Genomic DNA, 23,558 nt, shown 5'->3' on the forward strand with positions numbered 1-23,558 from the left:
ATAAATAAATGGAGGGATAAAGAGATGAAAGCAGCAGTTTGGCATAATGTTAATGATGTTCGGGTAGAGGAAGTAGAAGAGCCGAGTGTATTACCTGGGCAACTAAAGGTAAAGGTTGCATGGGCGGGAATTTGTGGTAGTGATCTTCATGCGTATTCACACGGTCTATCTATGGAAGCGCATTCATTAAGTGGCCAAAAGCCTCCACTTACACTAGGTCATGAGTTTTCGGGGGAGGTTGTAGCGGTTGGTGAGAGCGTAACGAATCATCAAGTAGGGGATAAAGTGGCAATAGAACCACTTATTTATTGCGGAAAATGTTATGCCTGTCAACGAGGCTATTATAACCAATGTGCACAGGTAGGATTTGTTGGTTTGAACCGAGATGGAGGTTTTGCAGAGTATGTGATTGTGGATGAACATATGGCACATACACTTCCAGAAAATGTATCGTTTGAGGAAGGGGCATTAGTAGAACCAACTGCAGTTTCCTTCTATGCAGTGCGTGAAAGTAAGTTGAAGCCGGGTGATAGTGTTGCAATTTTTGGAGCTGGTCCTATAGGGTTACTTACACTATTATCGGTTAAAGCAGCTGGTGCAACGCAAATAATTGTTATTGATTTGTCTGAAGAACGTTTGGAAAAGGCGACGGAATTAGGGGCAACGACAGTTATTAATGGAATGCGTGATGATATTGTGGAAACCATTCTTCAATTAACAAATGGTGGAGTTAGTGTTGCGTTTGAATGTGCTGGGGCTCAGCCTACGATGACGAATGCAGTTGCTTCTATCAAACAAGGTGGACAGGTAATGGCCATTGCAGTATTTGCTAAACCTGTTTCCGTTGATATGGGACAAATCATGTTCAAGGCAGCCGACATCACATCAACATTGGCATATAGACATGTATTTCCAGAAGTTATCAATATGATATCTACTGGGAGATTGGATGTAAAGTCTGTAATTACGAAGAAAATTGAGCTTGCTGATATTGTAGAGGAAGGATTCCATCAACTGATCCATGATAAGAAACAAGCAAAAATATTAGTAAGACCAACTAATAATTAATAAGGAGGAAATGATGATGGCAAATTTAAGTGGGAAAGTAGCGATTGTAACTGGTGGAGCATCAGGCATTGGGTATGCAATTGTACAACGGTTATTAGGAGCGGGTGCTAAGGTGGCGGTTGCTGACTTAAACCGTGAGAGATTAAAAGAGATGGAAGAAGCACATAAAGGTAGTGTGATTGGGTGTGTTACCAACGTCACGAAGGAATCTGATGTTGAAGCATTGGTGAGTAAGACGATAGATACGTTTGGTGGGCTTGACTATGCCTTTAATGTTGCGGGGGCATCAAGAGCAGGCGCGATTGTTGACCAGAGTGAAGAAGATTGGGATTTCACTGTGGATTTATGCTTGAAAGGTGTATTTTTATCGCTGAAGCATGAGGCTAAATATATGAAAGAACATGGTGGGGGAGCGATTGTTAATGTGGCATCATTAAATGCACATGTCCCTATGTTTTACGGAGCAGCTTATTCCTCAGCGAAGGCTGGAGTTGAAATGCTAACGAAAAATGCAGCGTTAGAATTAGCGAAAAGTAATATTCGTGTAAATGCCATTCTACCAGGATTAGTAGCAACGCCGTTAACTAGCGACCTAACAAATGTTGAGGCAATTAATGATGCTTATATGGAACGTATCCCGATGAATCGTGCGGCAGATCCAGATGAAATGGCTGGTCCTGCGTTATTCTTAGTAAGCGAAGATGCATCTTATGTTAATGGTGCTAGCTTACTAGTAGATGGTGCTTGGGCTGTAACTGGTTATCCGGATTTGAGTAAGTTTATGTAAGTTGTGGGGAGGTGGCTTGTCGCTCCTTCCTACAAAAGTATTGCTGGCAGTAATAGTGAGTAGTGTTCTTGATACTAAAAAAAAGAAGTAATTACCTTCCACTCTATTAACGTGTTAGGTAATTACTTCTTTTTTAAATCAACATTTAAAATAATTCACCTGTACATTTCCATTCGACAAAATTCGGGAAGTGACAGGCACCTTATAAATAGTTCCATAGGGCGTTGGTGAAGAGTTGGACTTGGGATGCTATGGGTGTTTCTTCGAATTGTTGTTGGAATGGTTTTAGTAGTTTTTTGATGACGATTTTACGGATGCGTTCTTGTTGTAACTCATCTAGGATGACATCCATTAAATCCTGTTGTTCTTCCGTAAAGTCACCTTGTATTTGTAATTGTTGGGCCATTTCCAGTATTTCTGATTTTGTCATTTCTTTCTTTTGAACATTTGACTTCAATAAGTCGATGGCGAAGTTGGTTAAAATAGTGTTGTCATTGGCCTTCATTTTATCGATGAGCACTTCTACATAACCTAAAATAGTTTCGATTACTTCATGTAGGTTATAGGCGCTGTTGGTGACATTAAGCATGAATAACATATAATGCATCATGCCAAAGTACATGACTGTAGCTTCTGGTGCATATTCTCGAATATCTTCCCCCATCACTTCAACCAAACGGTTCGTAATCCATTCCATTTCTATTAATCTATGTTGTAATACGAGTTTTTTTAAATCAGCTTGATTGGAAGAGAGAACATTTTCGAAAAGCGTACGTAGATTATTTTCCTCGTTAAGCTTCAATAAAATCGTAATTTGTTCTATTAACACTTCTCGATCTGTAGGGTCTTTACCAATTTGCATGGCGACACGTCGTTGACTTGCTTCATATCGGATATTCTCCAATATCTCTGCAATACAATCATTTTTAGATGAGAAGTAATTATAAAATGTTCCTTTTGATATAGCGGCTTTGTCAATAATCTCTTGTATAGAAGTTTGCTGAAATCCTTTTTCAACAAAGAGCTTTAATGCTACATGGGCTACTTTTCGCTTCCGTTCATTCATGGTATTATTCCGTCCCTTCTAGTAGCAGTATACGTTCCTTTCGCCTGAAAAACAATATTTTTATACTACTGGTAAAAAAACGTTGCAAAAAATGAACTATGGGTATAAAATAGTCAAATGCAAACAAATTACTTTGAAGATAAGAGGGAACAATCATGAATACACAAATGAATAAGCCACCATATTTAATGATTAGTATTTTATTTATAGGTGCTTTCGTATCATTTCTAAATAATTCCTTATTAAACATTGCACTACCATCGATTATGGTAGATTTAGGAATTAAAGATTATTCAACCGTACAATGGCTTGCAACAGGCTATATGCTTGTTGGCGGAATACTAGTGCCTGCGTCGGCATTTTTAATTACACGTTTTTCTAATCGTAGCTTATTTGTAACTTCGATGGCTATTTTTACGATAGGTACGGCAATTGCAGCATTTGCTCCTAACTTCGGTCTACTATTAACAGGTCGTATGATTCAAGCTGCGGGTTCTTCTGTAATGGGACCATTATTAATGAACATCATGCTAGTAAGTTTTCCACGTGAAAAGCGTGGTACAGCAATGGGTGTTTTCGGTATGGTTATGATTGCCGCACCGGCAATTGGTCCAACATTATCAGGTTATATTGTAGAGTATCACGATTGGCGTTTATTGTTCGAAATGATCTTACCATTAGCGGTCATAACATTAGTGTTAGGTATTTGGAAATTCGATAATGTGATGAAACAAGATAAGAATGCAACGCTTGATTATCTTTCTGTCGTTTTATCTAGTATTGGTTTTGGTGGAATTTTGTACGGAGTAAGTTCAGCAAGTGCTGATGGCTGGAGTGACCCGGTAGTCTTATCAACATTAATTGTTGGCGGAATTGCATTAATCCTATTTATTATTCGTCAGTTGAAAATGGATGAGCCTTTATTGGATTTACGTACGTATAAGTATCCAATGTTCGCTCTAGCATCTGTTATTGCAATGGTTAATGCTGTGGCGATGTTCTCAGGTATGATTTTAACACCAGCGTATGTGCAGGATGTGCGTGGTATTTCTCCACTTGATTCTGGGCTAATGCTTCTACCTGGTGCCATCATCATGGGAATCATGTCACCTATTACAGGGCGTCTGTTTGATAAATTTGGTCCACGTGCATTATCTGGAATTGGTCTTGCTATTACGGGCGTTGCTACCTATATGCTAGCAAATTTACAAATCGATTCATCATATACGTTTATTGTTATGATTTATTCAATTCGTATGCTTGGTATGTCGATGGTAATGATGCCAATTATGACAAATGGTTTAAACCAGCTACCAACTCGTTTAAATCCGCATGGTACAGCTATCAATAATACAGCTCAACAGGTATCTGGTGCAATCGGAACAGCAGTGATGATTACGATAATGACTTCTGTTTCTAAATCAAAAGGTGAAGAGCTATTGGCTTCTGTAGATCCAACTACTTTAACGGAAACAACAGCAGCTTCACTATCACAAGAAGCATTGCTTAATGGTATCCAGTATTCCTTCTATGTAGCACTAGCAATCAACATTGTTGCGTTCATTATGGCGTTGTTTATTAAACGAGTAGATACTAGTGAGAAGGCTGTTTATGAAATCGAGAAGGATGGGAATGGACAGGGAAAACCTGATTCAGAGCCAGTGGTTTCGTAAGAGAGGTTAATAGAATTAGTGTGGGAGGCGTAGTATCTTTGGGTACTGCGTCTTTTTGTTATGTAGGATGGAATGGGGGGGAGAATATAAACGTACGTTCTTGTTGTTTGTAGCATTTCTGCTATACGTAAATTGTAACTACATTGTATGGTGGCGGCTGACCATCTCGCTTATGTAAGATGACGACATATGAATCATGAAGTTTAGTAGCGCAATATTGCTTAATTGTAGTAGCTACACGCGTTCACTAGTTTTGAGCATTGTCGCCTACCTAAATAAAAAGAAATAACCGTCCCCCCCCCACAACCAATGGTTTAGACGGTTATTTCTTATCAACCTCGAAATGTCTCACTGAAGAATACTATTTAATACACGTTGCTCATCTTCTGTAAACACCCGTGACCGTGTCAAAAATCGCTTCCCTTCAGGACCTTCCACAGAAAACATGCCACCTCTACCATCTACGACATCAATAATTAGTTGGGTATGCTTCCAATAGTTATATTGATCCTTGGATATATAAAATGGTGTGTCGCCGATTTCCCCTAATAGAATATCTGAATTACCAATCCGAAATTCATCTCGTGGATAGCACATTGGTGAACTACCGTCACAGCATCCGCCAGATTGATGAAACATGAGGTCGCCATGAATTGTCTTTAGCTTAGCTAGAAGCTGAAGGGTATCATCTGTAGCTACTACACGCTCAACCATTTGTCACACCTCTTTTCATTCTTTGTACTACTATATGCAAAAAAAAGGCGGAATTTCTATTGAAAATCGATTGCAACAGCTTTGTTACTGTTTAAAATAGACCAACAGGACCATCACTATAGCTCACCAATAGGTTCTTTGTTTGTTGGTAATGGTCAAGCATCATTTGATGATTTTCTCTACCAATACCCGATTTCTTATAGCCACCAAACGCTGCGTGGGCTGGGTATTGGTGATAGCAATTCGTCCATACTCGGCCAGCTTCAATTCCACGGCCGAAGCGGTAAGCAGTATTAATGTCACGGCTCCATACGCCAGCACCTAAACCATATAACGTGTCATTGGCGATTTGCATTGCTTCCTCATTCGTTTTGAAGGTTGTCACGGAAAGAACAGGACCGAAAATCTCTTCTTGGAAAATGCGCATGTTATTATTTCCTTTAAAGATAGTCGGTTTTACATAATATCCTTCTGCTAGTTCCCCTTCTAGCTTATTGACGCTACCACCGACAAGTACCTCAGCACCTTCTTGTTTCCCAATATCTAAGTAGGATGTGATTTTCTCCATTTGTTCGGAGGAAGCTTGAGCACCCATCATGGTGTCTGTATCAAGTGGATGGCCAATTTTAATTTGGTTCACGCGTTCGATAGCACGCTCCATAAATGGTTCATAAATCGATTCATGGATTAATGCTCTGGACGGGCATGTGCAGACTTCCCCTTGGTTCAAGGCAAACATCACCAGACCTTCAATTGCTTTATCTAAGAAGCCATCATCCTTTTCCATCACATCTTCAAAGAAGATATTAGGAGATTTACCCCCTAATTCTAAGGTAACAGGAATTAGATTTTCGGATGCATATTGCATGATTAAACGACCAGTTGTTGTTTCACCAGTAAAAGCAATTTTTGCAATACGGCTGCTTGTTGCTAGTGGTTTACCTGCTTCCAGTCCAAATCCATTTACGATATTGACCACTCCTGGTGGTAGTAGGTCATGGATTAGTTCCATTAACACATGAATGGAGGCAGGCGTTTGCTCGGCTGGTTTCAAGACGACACAGTTTCCGGCGGCTAGAGCGGGTGCTAATTTCCAGGTTGCCATTAATAGTGGGAAGTTCCACGGGATGATTTGCCCGACTACACCTAGTGGCTCATGAAAATGATAGGCAACAGTATCCTGGTCGATCTGGCTAATACCACCTTCCTGTGCTCGAATTGCCCCAGCAAAATAACGGAAATGATCTACTGCAAGTGGTATGTCAGCGGCAAGGGTTTCGCGTACTGCCTTACCATTGTCCCAAGTTTCTGCAACAGCAAGTACTTCTAAATTTTCTTCAATTCGATCCGCAATTTTATTCAAGATATTTGCGCGTTCTGCAACAGAGGTAGCTCCCCAAGCTGTTTTTGCCTCGTGTGCTGCGTCAATTGCTGCTTCAACATCCGCTGAATTAGAACGGGCAATTTCACAGAAAACTTGCCCGGTGACAGGGCTTACATTTTTGAAGTACTCACCGCTTGCGGGAGGACGATACTCCCCACCGATAAAATTATCATACCGTTCCTTAAAATTAACTAAAGCCCCTTCAGTATTTGGATTCGCATACTTCATGTTAACAATTCCTCCTCTTATTTTTTGATGGAGAATCAAGATGAAGTCTCTATTAGATTTGTATTCCAATATTTAGGGAAATATTCATAGATGGGGAGGGGGTATTGTGTTTGTAACCAAAAGAAGGTTCGATAGTGATATTAGATATGAAAAAGGAACATCCACACAAACTACGAAGTCCCTCATTAATAATGGTGGCTTGTTAAACTGTAGTACCTCGACTATGTAAAATCTAGTTTGATATAATCTAGTCGCATATAGTCAAAGATGGATTAATATATTGACAAGTTTTCCAAACGGATCCCTGACTAAGAAACGCCGCACACCCCAAGGCTCTATGGCTGGTCCATATTCGATTGGAATACCTGCTTTTTTTATGCGAGTCAGTGCACTATCAAGATCATCAACTTCGATTGACAAATCAGGAACCGGTGTCCCGGAGCCACCTTCTGAAAGGAAACTAATTTGAATATCCATTTTTTCATGCGTGCCATAGGTTGCAATAAATCCCATATTCATTAATTGATCAAGTCCTAGTATGTCCTCGTAGAAATGTTTTGCTTTGGAAAGGTCCTGTGTCCCAATGTTGGCAACAATTCGCTTAACCTTCACTTTTACACCTCCAAGATTTTAATGTTTATTTTTCATTATTCCTAATCAGTTTAACATAAGTTTATTTTTTCCTTATGCAGATTTAGTAGGATTTATCGCACACTTGTTACCAAAAGAAAGAAGAAGTAGATTGTCCTGTCCCAACCGAAACCAGGTCTATTATATAGTTCTATCATCTGTTACAATCGTTATAGCGAAAACCTCTTTTTAAAATCGAAACTAAAGATTGGAGCTATAATATGTTAAAAATAACACCAACGCCAAATTTTGCTGGAGTAGAAGTTACGGGTGATTTTCATGATTTTGATTTGCTATATGAATCGTTACATAGAATTGTAGGTGGTGAGGATGAGTATCCAGCCTATGAAAGTTCACGGATGCGAATATTGGGCTTTTGTTATGACTTGAGACATGCAATGATGGGAAACAGAGAAATTGTATACGTTGATCATGGGATTAGCGATGAGACCATGAAGTGGAAAGGGATGGTTGGGGCTAAGAAAAATCTTTACCTAAGCTTCAACACCTATTATCCCGAAATTTTGTACATTGTAATGGCTTTAAATGAGTTTATCAGACTGTATGAACAGAATAAGAACAATCATAAGCAATGGGATTTAACGATTAATACGGTTAATATGCTTCGTGCAGCAGTTGTGCAATCTCTAAGCGAAACGCTTAAGCCACATACATTTAAAATGATGCTTGGCAATATGAGTAATCGTTTCATGAGTTTCAGTAATTATTTCACCCAATATTTGGATCAATTAAATATTCGTTTCCTGAAATGGGACAAAGAAAAACGCTTGAAGAATATTTCGATTATGGCTAAGAGAATTGCTGAACAGGGCACAGATTACCAAAAAGCAAGAAGAGATATATTAGAAGTTGCCCATGAAGATAACGTTGATCCGAGTGAGATTAGGTATTATGAGGAATACCCTGATTATGAGGAGATTGAGTGGTAGGGAATTATATAAAATAAATGTAAGTTCTGTTGTTATCGATGGAACTTTTTTGTTGTTTCTGAAACTTTCTCCTGGGCAGGACTTTTCTCCCGTTTTCAATTCTAACCATGACAAAACAGGATTAATTTGGTATGGTAAACTTGAACAAATTAATAAAGATATTTACTACTAGGGGTGCCCTAATATTCGTGGGCTGAGAGGAAAGCGCGTAAGCTTTCTGACTCTTATGGACCTGATCTGGTTAGTACCAGCGTAGGGAAGTAGTCGGGCGATTGTTGTCTATTCTATTTCAGCTTATGAAAGCCAGGTCCTATTTAGGATCTGGCTTTTTTGTCGTTAGAACTGGATGATAATCTATCTCGTCGTTTATCAGGTGCTCCTATAAGATTGGAGGGATACAGATGAATCGAACACGTTATTTAACAACGATTGCAATGCTTGTCGCAATCGGAACCTTAGGTGCGCAGTTGCTTTGGTTTCCAGCAGGAATTGCTAAGGCATACCCGGTTCAACATGCAGTTAATGTGATAGCTGCTGTCACACTAGGACCAGGACCTGCTATTATAGTTGCTTTTATGATTGGCTTATTGCGCAACTTGCTTGGACTTGGAACGCTATTAGCTTTTCCAGGAGGGATGATTGGTGCTCTTTTAGCTGGGGTTCTCTACTGGAGATTTGGGAAGAATTTAGCGGCGGTTATTGGAGAAATGGTTGGTACTGGCATTATTGGAGCATTAGTTTGCGTACCGTTTTCCATTGTGTTGATGGGAAGCTCGGTAGGTGTATTTGCTTTTATGCCATCCTTCCTTATCAGTAGTATTACCGGTGCATTGATTGGTTGGTTTGTTTTGTCTCGTGTGAAAGTGAAGGCACTTGTACAAAGAACATAATTATATCAAATTTTATAGGAGGATCATCGACATGACATTTACGAAACAGTTGCGAAGTGAGAATGACGATATTTATCAAATGATTTTTGCGCATCCGTTTGTGGAAGGTATTGGAAACGGTGATATAGCGAAGCGTGCAGTAGAGCATTATGTGAAAGCAGATTTCGAATACTTAAATGCATTTATGAAAATTTATGGAATTGCAATTGCCAAAGCTACTAATCGAGAAGAGATTGCATATTTTCACGATAAGATTGCTTTCATTGTAAATGATGAAATTCATCCACACCGGAATTTTTGTGACTATATTGGTATCGATTATGACGTACTACAGGGGCATCCGCTCCCACCAACAGCGGATCATTATGTGAAACATATGATGTATCATGCCCAGCTAGGATCGCTTGGAGAAATCTTAGGAGCGCTCTTACCTTGCCCGTGGACTTATTTGGAAATAGGAAAAACACTTATGGAAAAGCATCAGCCAAACCAAGACCATCCGTTTTATCCTTGGATTAGTTTTTATGCTGATTCTAGAGTAGAGAAAACAACAACGGACATGCGAATGCTTTTGGATAGCTATGCAGAGCACATATCATCAGAAGAGAAATCACGTATAAAGGATGCGTTCCGTAAAAGCTGCCAGCTAGAATTGCAGTTTTGGGAAATGGCGTATAGTTTGGAACAATGGCCAGCAGGGAAGAAGGTTGAAACTATATGACTAGCATAGCTTGCGCCCTAACGATTGCAGGTACTGATCCCAGTGGAGGTGCGGGGATACATGCCGATTTAAAAACTTTTCAGGAGCTAAAGACATATGGCATGTCTGTCATTACTTCAGTTGTTGCCCAAAATACAACAGGTGTTCAGGCGGTCCATCATATGTCTATTGAAATGATTAAAGCACAGCTAGATTCGGTATTATCTGATATGCCTGTTCATGCATTCAAGACAGGTATGATTGCTACAGTCTATATGATGCGGGTTATCAAGGAAAGTATTGCAACAATAAAGGCACCATACATTATGGATCCGGTCATGGTAGCTACGAGCGGGGATTCCTTAATTGATGAAGATGCTCGTACCTATTTGCGTGAACAGCTTTTGCCATTAGCAAGTCTTGTCACGCCAAATATTCCGGAGGCAGAATACATTACTGGAAAGCGTATCGAAACAATTACCGATATGCAAGAGGCGGCGAATGAAATTGTTCATCAGTATGGCGCCAGTGCTGCCCTAATAAAAGGTGGTCACTTATCAGGAGAAGCAATCGATTTTCTATATGATGGTGATAAAATGCATACTTTCTCAGCGAAACGAATTGCTACCAAAAATACACATGGGACAGGATGTACGTATTCTGCGGCGATTACAGCCTATTTAAGTAAGGGGAATTCACTGCCAGGGGCAGTAGAAAAGGCTAAGCTTTTTGTTACAAAGGCAATAGAGCATTCTTTTTCGATTGGTAGTGGGAATGGTCCAACGAATCATTTTGCTGCAAGGATGATGGAGGTGGAGAGTTGAATTTTTCGATTATACGAGATGTGCGAAAACAACAACCATTGATTCATCATCTAACGAATCAGGTAGTGATGAATTTTACAGCGAATGGTCTGCTCTCCTTTGGGGGAACTCCAATTATGGCGAAGGCTAAAGAAGAAGTAGAAGCAATTGTGACGATTGCGGATGGTGTCTTGATTAACATTGGGACACTGACAGCAGATGAGGTTCCTGCTATGATTCTAACGGGGAAAACCGCTAATGAGAAAAATATACCAGTAGTACTTGACCCTGTGGGGGTATCGGCAACTCCTTTTCGCACTGCTATGGTGAAGGAAATCCTTAACCAGGTTCAACCGACGGCTATTAAGGGGAATGCTAGTGAACTCGCACACCTAGTTGGCAGGAGCTGGGAATCTAAAGGAGTGGATTCTATTGGCGGAGGAGATGTGGAGGAGGTAGCACTTCAAGTAGCCAAAACCTATCAAACTACAGCTGTACTGACTGGGAAAACGGATATCATTTGTACGGAATCTAAGCTTGCTCATAATCAATCAGGTCATGAGATTCTTACTAGAGTTACAGGAGGGGGATGTCTATTGGGATCGGTGTTAACGGCTTGTTTAACGACGAATTACCCAGCATGGCAGCAAGCATTAACCGCTGTTTCGTTTTATGGTTTAGCAGCGGAATATACTGCCTCGAATCCGGAAGTAAAGGGTTCGGGTACGTTTATCCCCCGATTTATTGATGCGTTATCCTTGAATATGGCGGATTTGGAAGGGGTTAATTCATGAAGGAGTCTTTAGCAGAAAAATTACGAAAGTACTTTATCATGGGGACTCAAAATAGTAAACAGGATCCAGTAGTGGTATTAGAGGAGGCTGCAAAAGCAGGGATTACAGCTTTTCAGTATCGAGAAAAAGGCGATAATGCACTGACCGGAGCAAGGAAGCTGGAATTAGGAAAACAGCTACGCCAAATTTGCTGGGAGCATGATATTTTATTCTTTGTAAATGATGATGTTGATTTAGTGGAACCATTGGAAGCGGATGGTATTCATGTTGGGCAGGATGATTTAACCGTTCAGGAGATTCGCGCGTTAATGCCAGATAAAATCATCGGTCTTTCTGTTTCGAATGTACGTGAGGTGGAGCAAAGTCCTATTGTATTAGTAGATTATCTTGGAGCTGGTCCAATATTTCGTACATCAACAAAGACGGATGCTAAAGAACCCGTTGGTACGGCATGGATCGCATCATTGCGGAAGCAGTTTCCGAGTATGCCTGTTGTAGGAATTGGTGGGATTAGTACTGAGAATGCAGAAAATGTAATCCAAGCAGGTGCTGATGGTGTGGCGGTGATATCCGCTATTACAGATGCAAAAGATATAAAAAGAGCAATAGAATATTTGTAGAAATAAAACGGGGCGGGACATATCCTGCCCCGTTTAGAGTGCCTGTCACCACCCGAATTTTGTCGAAAGTTCAAAACCAAAAACGGTGCAAATAATGCGATAATATGAGTAAGTTTTTTTAGTCTAATGAGCAGGGGGGATTTAATGTTCTTGTTACAGGAAATTAAAAGCTTAAATGAATTGGAATTATCCGTTTATAACTATGTCATTACGAATCTGGATAAAGTTGGCCAGATGGGAATTAGAGAATTATCGGAAAAGGCACATGTTTCCACAACAACGATCCTTCGTTTTTGTAAGAAAATGGATTGCCAAGGGTTTACAGAGTTTAAGTTTAAATTAAAAATGCTTCAGGAAAATCTAAGTTTGGCATTGCCGAGTGAGGATGCTACACAAATGATTGATTTTTTTATGAAGATTAATAATCCAGAGTTTGATAGCTTGCTTGAACGAGCTGCAGAAATGATTGTAGATAAAGATAAAGTGCTGTTTTTGGGAGTTGGATCAAGCGGGATATTAGGAAAATACGGAGCTAGATTCTTCGCAAATGTGGGGAAATTTGCCCAGTATTTAGATGATCCGTTTTATCCGGTACCAGCGGGCTATTATGACTCCTCGGTGTTAGTTGTGTTATCTGTTTCTGGTGAGACTGGTGAGACATTAAGACAAGTGAACAGCTTTAAAAGTAAGCACTCCAAGATCATTAGCATCACTAATTATGAGAACAGCACGCTTGCTAAAATTGCTGATCTAACGATTTCTTATTATATGCCATTCATAATTCTCCCTAATAATAACAACATTACCTCACAAGTGCCGGTTGTCTTTATCTTGGAGATGATAGGAAGGAAGATTCAGCGATTGCTAAGGTCGGAGGATTAATTATTTATGATGGATTGTTTTTTTTATGTAACATTTTTTATTTGGTAAAACATGTACTTTTATCGCCTCAAAGTAATGATTCTTTCGTTCTATGTATCTATAATACTTGTAAGATAGTTTGATACAAGCAAATTTCGTAATCGAGTGTAGTGAAAGTGCATATAATTATAGCGCTTACATGATGGAGAGTCTTCATAGTAGTAAGCAATGAATCACCGAAAAGCTACTATTGATACTTACTGGAGATGATATGGATGAAACAGTGGATTATCAATGCCGATGATTTTGGATATTCAAAAGGGGTTAATTATGGAATAATCGAAGCATTTCATAATGGGATAGTATCATCAACAACTCTCATGGTAAATATGAGTGGAACAAAGCATGCGGTGGACTTGGCGAAAAAAAATCAAGGATTAGGTGTGGGCATCCATTTTGCGCTGACTTGTGGTAAGCCGATACGAAATGATGTACCATCGCTTGTTGATGATAAGGGAGATTTTTTGCGATTACCTGATTTAGAATCAAGCGCAACAGTTGCGGACATAGAAAAGGAACTAACAAGTCAGCTGGAACGATTTTTATCCTACGGTTTAACCCCAACACATTTAGATTCTCATCACCATGTTCATACAAGCAGCAAGGTTTATCCGGTGTTTACAAAACTGGCTAATCATTATCGGCTCCCAATTCGAAATGCATCCAATCAAAGATCTTCCTTACAGGTTGTAGAGTATTTCTGCTCAGAATTTTATGGAGCGGGACTTACGGTAAAAAATACACTCACATTGTTTGAAGAATTACAAGCCTATAAAACGGTTGAAGTGATGTGTCATCCTGCATTTCTTGACATACCATTAAAAGAAGGAAGCACCTATGCGATGGAGCGATTAAATGAATTACGTATCCTAACGCATCCAGCTATATTATCTTATTTACATGACAAGGAAATACAACTGCGAAACTATCAAACGATAGCTTGAAAAAATGGGAAGGAGTGTAGGCTATGCCAATGATTTCAGAGGATGTTGTTTTTCAAATTATCCTTCATGGTGGAGATGGTAAAAGTCATGCGATGGAGGCTATCCAGCTTGCGAAAGAGGGGGATATTGTTGGAGCTGAGGCGAAACTACTTGAGGCAGAAGAAGCATTGAATGAAGCCCATCACATTCAAACAGCTTTAATTCAGGAAGAGGTTAGCGGAAATAACAGTACGATTTCGCTACTTATGGTTCATGCGCAAGATCATTTAATGACGGCTATAACAGTGAAGGATTTGGCGAGGGAGTTTGTTGATTTGTACAAACAACTATCACATCAGAATAAAATGTAAAAGGGGGTTGAGAGTATTTTTCGGTAGATTTGTCACTAAATAATGAAAACGTTTTCAAAAAAAGGAGGTAATTAGATGAAAAAGATTTTACTCGTTTGTGCAGCAGGTATGTCGACTAGTTTACTAGTAAATAAAATGCTAGAGGCAGCAAAGAATAGGGGGGAAGAAGTTGAAATTGCTGCACTTCCTATCTCGGAAGCCAAATCGGTAATTGATGAAGTGGATTTAGTGTTGCTTGGGCCACAAGTCAGATATCAGAAAAAGCAGGTTGATTCCATGGTGAAAGGTCGTGTACCAGTCGAGGTAATCGAAATGCGTGCTTATGGAACGATGGATGGCGAAAAAGTATTAGGAAGAGCATTTGAACTCATCAATGGATAAATAGGAAAAAGGAGTGAAGGACCATGGCGGTAATGGACAAATTTGAAAGAGGAATGGAACGATTCCTTGTACCAATTGCAGCTAAGTTGAACTCACAACGACATGTTGTCGCAATACGTGATGCATTTATTTTAGCTTTTCCGATTACGTTAGCAGGTTCTCTTGTATTACTATTGAATTTTGCAATTTTAGCAGAGGATGGTTTTATCGCTAAAATATTATTCTTGCATAAAATGTTTCCTAATCTAGCGGACTATCAGGAAGTCTTTACACCAGTCCTGAATGGTTCTACAAATATTCTATCGATATTTATTGTCTTTTTGGTTGCGAGAAATATTGCCATTGAATTAAAAGCCGATGAATTACTTTGCGGAATTACAGGATTATCAACGTTCTTCATTATCTATCCACCCTATACCATGGTAGATGGCGCTAGCTTTTTGTCAACGCAATGGGTTGGAGCACAAGGACTATTCGTGGCACTTATTGTTGGGTTATTGGTTGGAGAATTATTTAGTAGGCTATCGAAGTCGACCAAATTACAGGTTAATTTGCCAGCATCTGTACCACCAGCCGTATCGCGATCCTTTAAGGTGCTGTTTCCCATTGTCATTATTACGCTTATTTTTGCGATTGCAAATGCGCTTATTAATGCAGTCTACCCAGATGGCTTGCATCAATTAATTTACGAAGTGTTACAAACACCATTGAAAAATTTAGGAACGAGTATTATTTCGTTAGTCATTCTTGCGGTTGTATCCAATATCCTGTGGGTATTTGGTATTCATGGTCCGAATACGGTTGCTGCAATCCGCGAGGCGATGTTTGCGGAAGCGGGTGTAGAAAACTTAAACTTCGTTGCAGAAAATGGAACGGCTTGGGGAGCGCCATATCCAACTACATGGGCAATCAATGACGCATTTGCCAATTATGGTGGTTCAGGTATGACCTTAGGCTTAATCATTGCGATATTCCTTGTTTCTAGGAGGAAGGATTATCGCAATATTGGGAAACTATCGATTGCACCGGGATTATTTAATATTAATGAGCCCATTATTTTTGGACTGCCGGTTGTTTTAAACCCAATCTTGATTATTCCATTTGTTCTAGTTCCAGCGGTGAATGTGATTATTGGTTGGACGGTCATTCATTTTGAATGGATTCCGCCAATTGCATATGCCGTACCTTGGACGACACCTGGACCACTAATTGCTTTCTTAGGTACAGGTGGAAACTGGTTAGCGTTAATAATAGGGTTTGTCTGTCTTGCGGTATCTACTATCATTTATTTACCTTTCGTCATCGCGGCAAATAAAGCTGCAAATGTGACTAATGGAGATGGGATAGCAGAAGATGAATCAGCATAAGCTAACAGTTTTTTGTGGGCAAATCAAATTTTTACATGAATTTTTTGAAGGCTATCAGGATGAGAACGTGCAGGTGATGATTGATAAGGTAAATAAAATTGATATGCAACTAACGGCTGAAACGGATTTATCTGGTGAAGAAACGGAACGTCATTTAAAACAGGCATTCAAACAATCCTCGTTGGGGACTGCCCTATACTTCACCATAAAATTACAGGAAAAATAGGTTCATAAATTTGTGGGAGTCAACATCAACACTGACTCCCATCCTTATTAAACTGTGAAATCGATTGATAAGAAGAATGAACATGAACAATTATATTACGTTCGTTCTAGGTGGTACGAACGTTAAGCATGGTGGGATCTGGACATTTTCATACAACGGATGAAAAAAGGACGATGTAGAGGCTACTAATCTTAAGGAGGAATCTACAAATGAAAAAAGGATTAAAGATTGCGACCATTGGTGGTGGATCTAGTTATACACCGGAGTTAATTGAGGGTTTTATTAATCATTATGATGAGTTACCAGTATCTGAAATTTGGCTAGTAGATATTGAACAAGGAAAAGAAAAGCTCAATATTGTTGGTAATTTAGCAAAACGAATGGTTCAAAAAGCTAATCTTCCAATTGAGATTCATCTAACACTTGATCGCAGAGAAGCATTACGAAATGCAGATTTTGTTACTACGCAATTTCGAGTTGGATTACTTGATGCGCGTGCAAAGGATGAGAGTATTCCATTAAAATATGATGTGTTAGGTCAGGAAACAAATGGTCCGGGAGGTTTGTTTAAAGGTCTGCGAACCATACCAGTTATTTTAGGAATTTGTAAGGACATGGAAGAACTTTGTCCCGATGCTTGGTTGATTAATTTCACGAATCCTGCTGGGATGATAACAGAGGCAGTTCTCCGGTACTCATCTATCCAAAAAGTTGTAGGCTTATGTAATGTCCCGATCGGGATGGAAATGGCAATTGCGAAACTATTAAATGTAGATCATTCTCGCGTTCGAATTGATTTTGCTGGACTGAACCATATGGTGTACGGTCTTGGTGTTTATTTAGACGGGGTTAGTGTTAAGGAAGTGGTAATCAATACGTTAACCGGTCTTGGGGACAGTAGTTATGTGAAAAACATCGAGGGCTTTGGGTGGGAGCCAGAATTTTTAAAAGCATTGAACGCTATCCCATGCCCATATCATAATTATTATTATAAAACGAAAGAGATGGTTGAAAAGACCAAGAAAGACGCTGAAGAGAATGGGACTCGTGCCGAGGTAGTCCAAACACTTGAGAAGGATTTATTTGAACTATACAAGGATCCAGAACTCGCAATCAAACCACCTCAATTGGAAAAAAGAGGTGGGGCCTATTATTCTGAAGCAGCTGTTCGATTAATATCTAGTATTTATAATGACAAACGTGATATCCAACCGGTTAATACGAGGAACAATGGAGCAATTGCAAGTCTACCAAATGAATCGGCTGTGGAAATTAGTGCAGTTATTACGAAGGATGGTCCGAAGCCACTTGTTATGGGGGATTTACCTGTTTCTGTTCGGGGGCTTGTGCAGCAAATAAAGTCCTTTGAACGAGTTGCTGCAGAAGCGGCTGTGACAGGAGACTACAATTTAGCTGTCTTAGCATTAACGATTAATCCGCTAGTTGCCTCGGATACACTGGCAAAGCAAATCGTGGATGAAATGTTGGATGCACATCGAGAGTATTTGCCACAGTTTTTTGAGGTGGTAGAGAATTGATGCGAGTATTTTGGACTTGGATTGTAATTAGGTGGAGAAATTTAGTAGTCAATTAGAAAAAGGAACAATCACAAATCATGTACGAAAAAGAATCCGAACTGGTCAAGTCGGATTCTTTTTTCTATACTTATTGTATAAATGATTTAAAAGAATCGGAAAAGAGGGAGATTATTGTTTCAGACTGAAAAGAAACTCCACGCAAGGTTAACAGAATTAGATGGCTACCGTTATCGCGATAAAATCGAAATTCCTTCGTTCCAATTTCAGCTCGATGAAGAAGGGGAAGTTGGTGCAAAGCCTTTACTTGAAGGGGAATGGTCTACTTATAAATTAGGGGAACAATGGGCTGGAAGAGATTTATACGCTTGGCTGAAGGCTGAAGTGAGTATTCCAGAAACGTGGCAAACACGTGAAATTGTTGGTGTGTTTGATTTTGGAATAACAGATGGTGGAACAAATTCTGGCTTTGAATCGTTGTTATATCTCAATCGTGAAATTTATCAAGGTGTGGATGGAAATCATAAAGAGGTTTTTCTTTCGAATGAGCTAGCTGGTAGTGCTGCTGAGTTCGTTTTCCGCTTATGGTCTGGATTGGAAGGTGGCGGACGTCCAGTAGAGCAGGTACATACTTTTCAACAGGCTTTTGTCGCGTGGTTAGATCCTGCGGCGGATGATTTGTACTATACGGGGAAAGCGTGTCTTCAGACTATTGAAATGCTTGATGAGATGAATCCTATCCGTGAAGATTTGCTAAATGCTTTAGATAGAGCGTTTTATCATGTGGACTGGATGGATTCGGGTTCAGCTGATTTTTACCAGTCGGTAGAAGTTGCATGCAAGGATCTACAGGACCGTCTGCAACAAATGGAAAAGCATCATCCAGTTACTATTCATGCAGTTGGACATACGCATATTGATGTCGCTTGGTTATGGCGGTTAAGACACACTCGGGAAAAGGCAGCTAGATCATTTTCAACCGTTCTACGTTTAATGGAAAAGTATCCGGACTACCTATTTCAACAGGCACAACCACAGCTCTATGATTATATTAAACAGGATTACCCAGAAATCTTTCAGAAAATCAAGCAGCGTGTAAAAGATGGACACTGGGAACCAGAGGGTGGCATGTGGCTGGAGCCGGATTCAAATCTTCCGTCTGGCGAATCGTTGGTAAGACAATTGCTGCACGGAACCCGGTTTATGCGAGCGGAATTTGGGGTGGAGTGCACCTATTTATGGCTACCAGATGTGTTTGGTTATAGCTGGGCACTACCGCAAATTTTACAAAAGTCTGGAATAAAATCGTTCGTCACGACAAAAATTAGCTGGAATCAATTTAATCGCATGCCACATGATGTGTTTAGATGGCGTGGGATTGACGGTACGGAGATTCTAACCTATTTTATTACGACACCATATCCAGGTCGAAAAGGCTGGGGTGCGGATTATAATGCAGCCATTACGGCGGAAACAATGATTGGTGCCTGGGAAGCATTTCGGGATAAGGGCGTTACGAAGGATATCATGGTGACCTATGGGCATGGTGACGGCGGTGGCGGTGTTACCCGTGACATGTTAGAAATGAGACGCAGGCTACATGATATGCCTGGGGTGCCGAATGTTGTACCGGCAAAAGCAAAGGATTATTTGGCTAATCTACATAAGACTGTGGAAGAAACAGAGGGCTATGTCCATGTTTGGGACGGCGAGCTTTATCTAGAATTTCACCGAGGTACTTATACATCGCAAGCGAATAATAAGAAGTCCAACCGGAAATTGGAGCTTTTGTATAAAGAGGTTGAGTTCCTTAATGTATTAAACAGCGCGATTTCAAATGACTGGGACAATTATCCCCAGAAGCAACTGAATGACGGTTGGAAAATTATGTTGCGAAATCAATTTCATGATATTTTGCCTGGTTCTTCTATTAAAGAAGTTTATGAAGATAGTAAATTGGAATATAAGGAAGCAGAAGGATTGGCACTTGCTGCAAGGGAAAAGGTGGAAGGAAATGCTGAACACTCTTATACAGTCATCAACCCAGCAGCTTGGGAGCGTCATTCAATTGTATCGATACCAGTAACCGAGGAAACGGAAAATGGTACCTGGGTGGATCATAACAAAGCACCGCTACGTGCTGTGAAAACGGAAGAAGAGTGGCTGCTTGAGGTCAAGGTACCATCGCTCGGAATGACAAAAGTGGAATTCCAACCTGTAGCAGTTGAGGAGCCTGTAGATCCATCTCCGTTTACTGTACTTGGGAAAAATGGCATTCAAACGCCATTTTACAATATTGAATGGGATGAATTAGGGCATTTGACGAGAATCTATGACATTCCTAACCACCGGGAGGTTTTACAAGAAAATCAAAAAGGTAATGTCCTGCAAATCTTCGAAGATAAGCCATTGCGATGGGATGCATGGGAGATTGATATTTTTTATCAAGAAAAAATGAAGGAAATAAGCAACCTGAGATCAGTAGAGGTGCTGGAAACGAATTCGATTCGAGCAGTTATTGCGTTCACGTGGGAATATCATCATTCTGTTATTCAGCAAAAAATGATTGTTTATGCAAGCAAGAGACGGATTGATTTTGTTACCGAGGTTCAGTGGCATGAGGTGAATCAATTATTGAAAGTTGCGTTCCCAGTCGATATCCGCTCGACCGAAGCAACATTTGATATCCAATTTGGGAATGTGAAACGCCCGACGCATTGGAACACAAGCTGGGATATGGCTAAGTTTGAAACTGTCGGACACCAGTGGGCAGATTTATCGGAGCAAGGGTATGGTGTGAGTCTGCTTAATGACTGTAAGTATGGATACGATGTGAAGGATTCTACGATTCGTTTAACCTTATTAAAAGGTGCTACTTACCCAGATTATACACAGGATCAAGGTAATCACATGTTTACGTATTCGCTGCTTCCACATGAAGGATCATGGGTGGAAGGGGAGACGGTTCAAGAGGCAGATGATTTAAACCTACCATTAGCTTATAGCGTGGGTGATTTTAGCTATCAGCAATTAAGCCTGTTTAAGATCTCGGCTGATTACGTCATGATTGATGCAGTGAAAAAGGCGGAGGATAGCAATAAAGTAGTACTTCGCTTACATGAATTCACTGGTAGAAGGGGTTCTGCACAGATTACGTCGGATTTGAATATCAAGTCTTGGCAGGAGTGTAATTTGATGGAGGAACCAGTAGGGGAGAAGCAATCGGCGGAAATACTAGTGTTTGGAATTAAGCCTTATGAAATAAAGACTTTCTTAGTGGAATTAGAGAATCTAGTAGAATAAGTAGTATGGGACGGTTCAGATGCTACACTAAACCGTCCCTATTAGATTTATAAGCCAACATGCGGGATTACGTCCACCACATCTCACCAACCGATTCCTTCACCATCACAGGCTTCAATGTCTCCACGGCTTTTGTAAATCCCTCATCAATCGACATCAGCCCGTCTTCATGTTCAATACTTACGACATAATCATAGCCATATAACCGTAATGTGCTAATCATATCTGCCCAGTCTTTTTGGGCGTGGCCAAAGCCGACTGTTCGGAAATACCATGCACGGTTTTGCATATCGGAATAAGGTGTCATATCGGTTAATCCATTTCGATTCATGTTGGATTGATCGATAATCGTATCCTTGGCGTGGAAATGATGAATCGCATTTTCACGGCCTAAGATTTTGATCGATTCAACCGGATCAATACCTTGCCACCACATATGACTTGGATCAAGATTTGCTCCTATTGCTGGTCCACATGCTTCTCGTAAACGTAGAAGTGTAGCGGGTGTATGTACGGAAAATCCGCCATGTAGCTCTAGACCTATTTTCACATTATGTGCTTCGGCGAACGCTGCTTTTTCCTTCCAGTACGGAATGATTTTTTCTTCCCACTGCCATGTTAAAATTTCTTGGTAGTCATTTGGCCAAGCGGCTACTGGCCAGTTGGGATATTTCGCATTCTCGTGATCTCCAGGGCAACCAGAGAATGTATTCACAACTGGGATTCCTAGTTCGCTAGCAAGCTTTATGGTTTTGGTAAAAGTAATGTCTGCCTCTTCAGCAATTTTCGTTTGCGGATGAAGCGGGTTACCATGACAACTTAAAGCGCTTACAATTAATCCCCTGCTTGTAATAGTATTCATGAACTCCTGTTGTTTTTCGTTGTTGCCAAGTAATTCATCGAGTTTACAATGGGCATTACCTGGGTACCCACCTGTACCTAACTCCACAGCTTCGATTCCTTTTGCTGCTACATGATCAAGCATTTGCTCTAGATTTTTGTCAGAAAATAATACGGTAAATACTCCTAATTTCAAGAAAAACCCTCCCTAAGAAATGTAATCCGTTACATCCATTATACATAAATCAACCGTAAATCAATACTAAAATTTATTATTTTTAAAATTTACACTTAATTTTATTGACAAACATATAGGCTGCCGTTACAATCATAAATGTAATCGATTACATTTTAAGTGAATTACAGATTGAAGGTAGGAATCATCATGGCAAATATTCAGCAAATCGCACAGCAAGCTGGTGTGTCGGTTGCGACGGTATCGAGAGTATTAAATAACGCTACCGCTGTTACACCTGAGACGAGGCAGAAAGTGCAACGTGCGATTCAAGAGTTAAACTATCAACCAAGTATGCTTGGACGAAATCTACGAAACTCAGAAAGTCGTCTGCTACTTGTATTGCTACCTAGTATTTCCAACCCTTTTTACACCGAAATCATCAATGGGATTCAAAACACCGCGATAGCTAACAACTACAACATACTTCTTTGTGAAACAGACTCTAAACCAGAACGAGAAAACATTTACTTCAATATGGTAAAAAACAAATTAGCAGATGGGATTATTTCGATGGATCCAACGGTCAATATGCATAAGCTTCATGAATTAGCGGAGCATCATCCGGTTGTTTTATGTAGCGAATATGAGACCGACGGGAGTATTCCATACGTGACCATCGATCATGAACTAGCTGCGTATCATGCGGTAAAGCATTTGATCAAACTAGGGAATGAGAAAATTGCGCTCATTAATTCCGATGACACATTCCTATATGCGAGACATCGCTTGGCAGGATATGAGCGAGCATTACAAGAGTTTGGCTTAGCGGTTCGTGATGAATGGATTTACCATACGAAGGAATTGGATTTTGAAAATGGGGTTCAGGCAATGCGGGTTTTACTTCAGTTAGAAGAGAGACCTACCGCCGTATTTGCAGTTTCCGATACGTTGGCAATTGGGGCGCTGAAGGCGTTGAATGGGGAAGGGAAAATGTATGAGCCGATTGCTGTAGTGGGTTTTGATAATATTAGCTTTGCTAGTATGACCAATCCTACGCTCACAACTATTTCCCAACCGATGTACAAAATGGGCTGTCTTGCAGCAGAAATGCTAATGACGAGTATTAAGGGTGAGAAGGTAGCGAGTATCGTGTTAGATCACGAATTAATTATTCGGGAATCAACGATGGGATAGTGAGGGTTTACA

The 23,558-nt window shown here is 40.1% G+C and carries 23 protein-coding genes and 1 riboswitch; of the genes, 18 read left to right on the forward strand and 5 right to left on the reverse strand.

The annotated features are described in order from the left end of the window. The first annotated feature begins 24 nt into the window (after positions 1-24). The gene (locus JF53_RS16400) at positions 25-1,068 is read left to right on the forward strand and encodes a 2,3-butanediol dehydrogenase (protein WP_047982635.1); all 1,044 of its coding nucleotides are present in this window, start codon (positions 25-27) and stop codon (positions 1,066-1,068) included. Between the two features lie 16 nt (positions 1,069-1,084). Beyond that, positions 1,085-1,855: an SDR family NAD(P)-dependent oxidoreductase gene (locus tag JF53_RS16405; RefSeq protein WP_047982636.1), complete on the forward strand. Its 771-nt coding sequence runs from the start codon at positions 1,085-1,087 to the stop codon at positions 1,853-1,855. A gap of 202 nt (positions 1,856-2,057) precedes the next feature. Here the strand turns inward: JF53_RS16405 and JF53_RS16410 are convergent, their stop codons facing one another. Next, positions 2,058-2,921, reverse strand: coding sequence for a TetR/AcrR family transcriptional regulator (locus JF53_RS16410; protein ID WP_047982637.1), 864 nt, complete (start codon positions 2,919-2,921; stop codon positions 2,058-2,060). 155 nt (positions 2,922-3,076) lie between these two features. Here JF53_RS16410 and JF53_RS16415 point away from each other — a divergent pair, with 155 nt between their 5' ends. After that, entirely contained in the window at positions 3,077-4,594 is a 1,518-nt protein-coding gene (locus tag JF53_RS16415) for a DHA2 family efflux MFS transporter permease subunit (protein ID WP_047982638.1), read from the forward strand. A gap of 348 nt (positions 4,595-4,942) precedes the next feature. Here JF53_RS16415 and JF53_RS16420 read toward each other — a convergent pair whose 3' ends face one another. The 3 genes from JF53_RS16420 to JF53_RS16430 form a co-directional block, all read right to left on the reverse strand. Further along, positions 4,943-5,308: a DUF779 domain-containing protein gene (locus tag JF53_RS16420; RefSeq protein WP_047982639.1), complete on the reverse strand. Its 366-nt coding sequence runs from the start codon at positions 5,306-5,308 to the stop codon at positions 4,943-4,945. Positions 5,309-5,399: 91 nt separating this feature from the next. Continuing rightward, positions 5,400-6,920 carry an aldehyde dehydrogenase gene (gene adh, locus JF53_RS16425; protein WP_047982640.1) on the reverse strand — a complete coding sequence of 507 codons (1,521 nt, stop codon included), beginning with the start codon at positions 6,918-6,920 and terminating at the stop codon, positions 5,400-5,402. A gap of 261 nt (positions 6,921-7,181) precedes the next feature. After that, positions 7,182-7,532: a VOC family protein gene (locus tag JF53_RS16430; protein WP_047982641.1), complete on the reverse strand. Its 351-nt coding sequence runs from the start codon at positions 7,530-7,532 to the stop codon at positions 7,182-7,184. A gap of 239 nt (positions 7,533-7,771) precedes the next feature. On the opposite strand from JF53_RS16430, the gene JF53_RS16435 reads away from it, so the two are divergent. The 14 genes from JF53_RS16435 (at position 7,772) to JF53_RS16505 (ending at position 21,334) form a co-directional block, all read left to right on the forward strand. Next, entirely contained in the window at positions 7,772-8,500 is a 729-nt protein-coding gene (locus JF53_RS16435; RefSeq protein WP_047982642.1) for a DUF6904 family protein, read from the forward strand. Positions 8,501-8,660: 160 nt separating this feature from the next. Then, positions 8,661-8,776: riboswitch (TPP riboswitch) on the forward strand. A gap of 125 nt (positions 8,777-8,901) precedes the next feature. Beyond that, positions 8,902-9,390: an energy coupling factor transporter S component ThiW gene (gene thiW, locus JF53_RS16445; protein ID WP_047982644.1), complete on the forward strand. Its 489-nt coding sequence runs from the start codon at positions 8,902-8,904 to the stop codon at positions 9,388-9,390. Between the two features lie 31 nt (positions 9,391-9,421). Further along, a complete protein-coding gene (gene tenA / locus JF53_RS16450; protein WP_047982645.1) occupies positions 9,422-10,111 on the forward strand; it encodes a thiaminase II in 690 nt (229 codons plus the stop codon). Then, positions 10,108-10,914 (forward strand): bifunctional hydroxymethylpyrimidine kinase/phosphomethylpyrimidine kinase, encoded by an 807-nt coding sequence (thiD, locus tag JF53_RS16455; protein WP_047982646.1) that lies wholly within the window; start codon positions 10,108-10,110, stop codon positions 10,912-10,914. The genes tenA and thiD overlap by 4 nt, the downstream gene beginning before the upstream one ends. Continuing rightward, positions 10,911-11,687, forward strand: coding sequence for a hydroxyethylthiazole kinase (gene thiM / locus JF53_RS16460; RefSeq protein ID WP_047982647.1), 777 nt, complete (start codon positions 10,911-10,913; stop codon positions 11,685-11,687). Before thiD ends, thiM begins: the two co-directional genes overlap by 4 nt. After that, on the forward strand, positions 11,684-12,307 hold the full coding sequence (gene thiE, locus JF53_RS16465; RefSeq protein ID WP_047982648.1) for a thiamine phosphate synthase: 624 nt from the start codon (positions 11,684-11,686) through the stop codon (positions 12,305-12,307). Before thiM ends, thiE begins: the two co-directional genes overlap by 4 nt. Before the next feature lie 144 nt (positions 12,308-12,451). Then, positions 12,452-13,189 carry a MurR/RpiR family transcriptional regulator gene (locus JF53_RS16470; RefSeq protein WP_047982649.1) on the forward strand — a complete coding sequence of 246 codons (738 nt, stop codon included), beginning with the start codon at positions 12,452-12,454 and terminating at the stop codon, positions 13,187-13,189. Between the two features lie 254 nt (positions 13,190-13,443). After that, complete coding sequence (gene chbG, locus JF53_RS16475; protein WP_047982650.1) at positions 13,444-14,172, forward strand: chitin disaccharide deacetylase; 729 nt, start codon at positions 13,444-13,446, stop codon at positions 14,170-14,172. A gap of 23 nt (positions 14,173-14,195) precedes the next feature. After that, on the forward strand, positions 14,196-14,522 hold the full coding sequence (locus tag JF53_RS16480) for a PTS lactose/cellobiose transporter subunit IIA (RefSeq protein ID WP_047982651.1): 327 nt from the start codon (positions 14,196-14,198) through the stop codon (positions 14,520-14,522). Positions 14,523-14,597: 75 nt separating this feature from the next. Further along, positions 14,598-14,903: a PTS sugar transporter subunit IIB gene (locus tag JF53_RS16485; RefSeq protein ID WP_047982652.1), complete on the forward strand. Its 306-nt coding sequence runs from the start codon at positions 14,598-14,600 to the stop codon at positions 14,901-14,903. Between the two features lie 23 nt (positions 14,904-14,926). Continuing rightward, positions 14,927-16,270 (forward strand): PTS sugar transporter subunit IIC, encoded by a 1,344-nt coding sequence (locus tag JF53_RS16490; RefSeq protein WP_047982653.1) that lies wholly within the window; start codon positions 14,927-14,929, stop codon positions 16,268-16,270. Beyond that, positions 16,257-16,496 carry a hypothetical protein gene (locus JF53_RS16495; RefSeq protein ID WP_047982654.1) on the forward strand — a complete coding sequence of 80 codons (240 nt, stop codon included), beginning with the start codon at positions 16,257-16,259 and terminating at the stop codon, positions 16,494-16,496. The genes JF53_RS16490 and JF53_RS16495 overlap by 14 nt, the downstream gene beginning before the upstream one ends. Positions 16,497-16,705: 209 nt before the next feature. Continuing rightward, positions 16,706-18,034, forward strand: a complete 1,329-nt coding sequence (locus JF53_RS16500) for a 6-phospho-beta-glucosidase (RefSeq protein WP_047982655.1) — start codon at positions 16,706-16,708, stop codon at positions 18,032-18,034. A 171-nt stretch (positions 18,035-18,205) separates the two neighbouring features. Continuing rightward, positions 18,206-21,334, forward strand: coding sequence for an alpha-mannosidase (locus JF53_RS16505; protein WP_047982656.1), 3,129 nt, complete (start codon positions 18,206-18,208; stop codon positions 21,332-21,334). Between the two features lie 67 nt (positions 21,335-21,401). On the opposite strand, the gene JF53_RS16510 is transcribed toward JF53_RS16505, so the two are convergent. After that, entirely contained in the window at positions 21,402-22,370 is a 969-nt protein-coding gene (locus tag JF53_RS16510) for a sugar phosphate isomerase/epimerase family protein (protein ID WP_047982657.1), read from the reverse strand. A gap of 189 nt (positions 22,371-22,559) precedes the next feature. Here JF53_RS16510 and JF53_RS16515 point away from each other — a divergent pair, with 189 nt between their 5' ends. Beyond that, complete coding sequence (locus tag JF53_RS16515) at positions 22,560-23,546, forward strand: LacI family DNA-binding transcriptional regulator (RefSeq protein WP_047982658.1); 987 nt, start codon at positions 22,560-22,562, stop codon at positions 23,544-23,546. The last annotated feature ends 12 nt before the right edge of the window (positions 23,547-23,558 follow it).

The sequence above is a fragment of the Ornithinibacillus contaminans genome (assembly GCF_001038425.2).
Lineage (GTDB): Bacteria > Bacillota > Bacilli > Bacillales > Amphibacillaceae > Ornithinibacillus > Ornithinibacillus contaminans.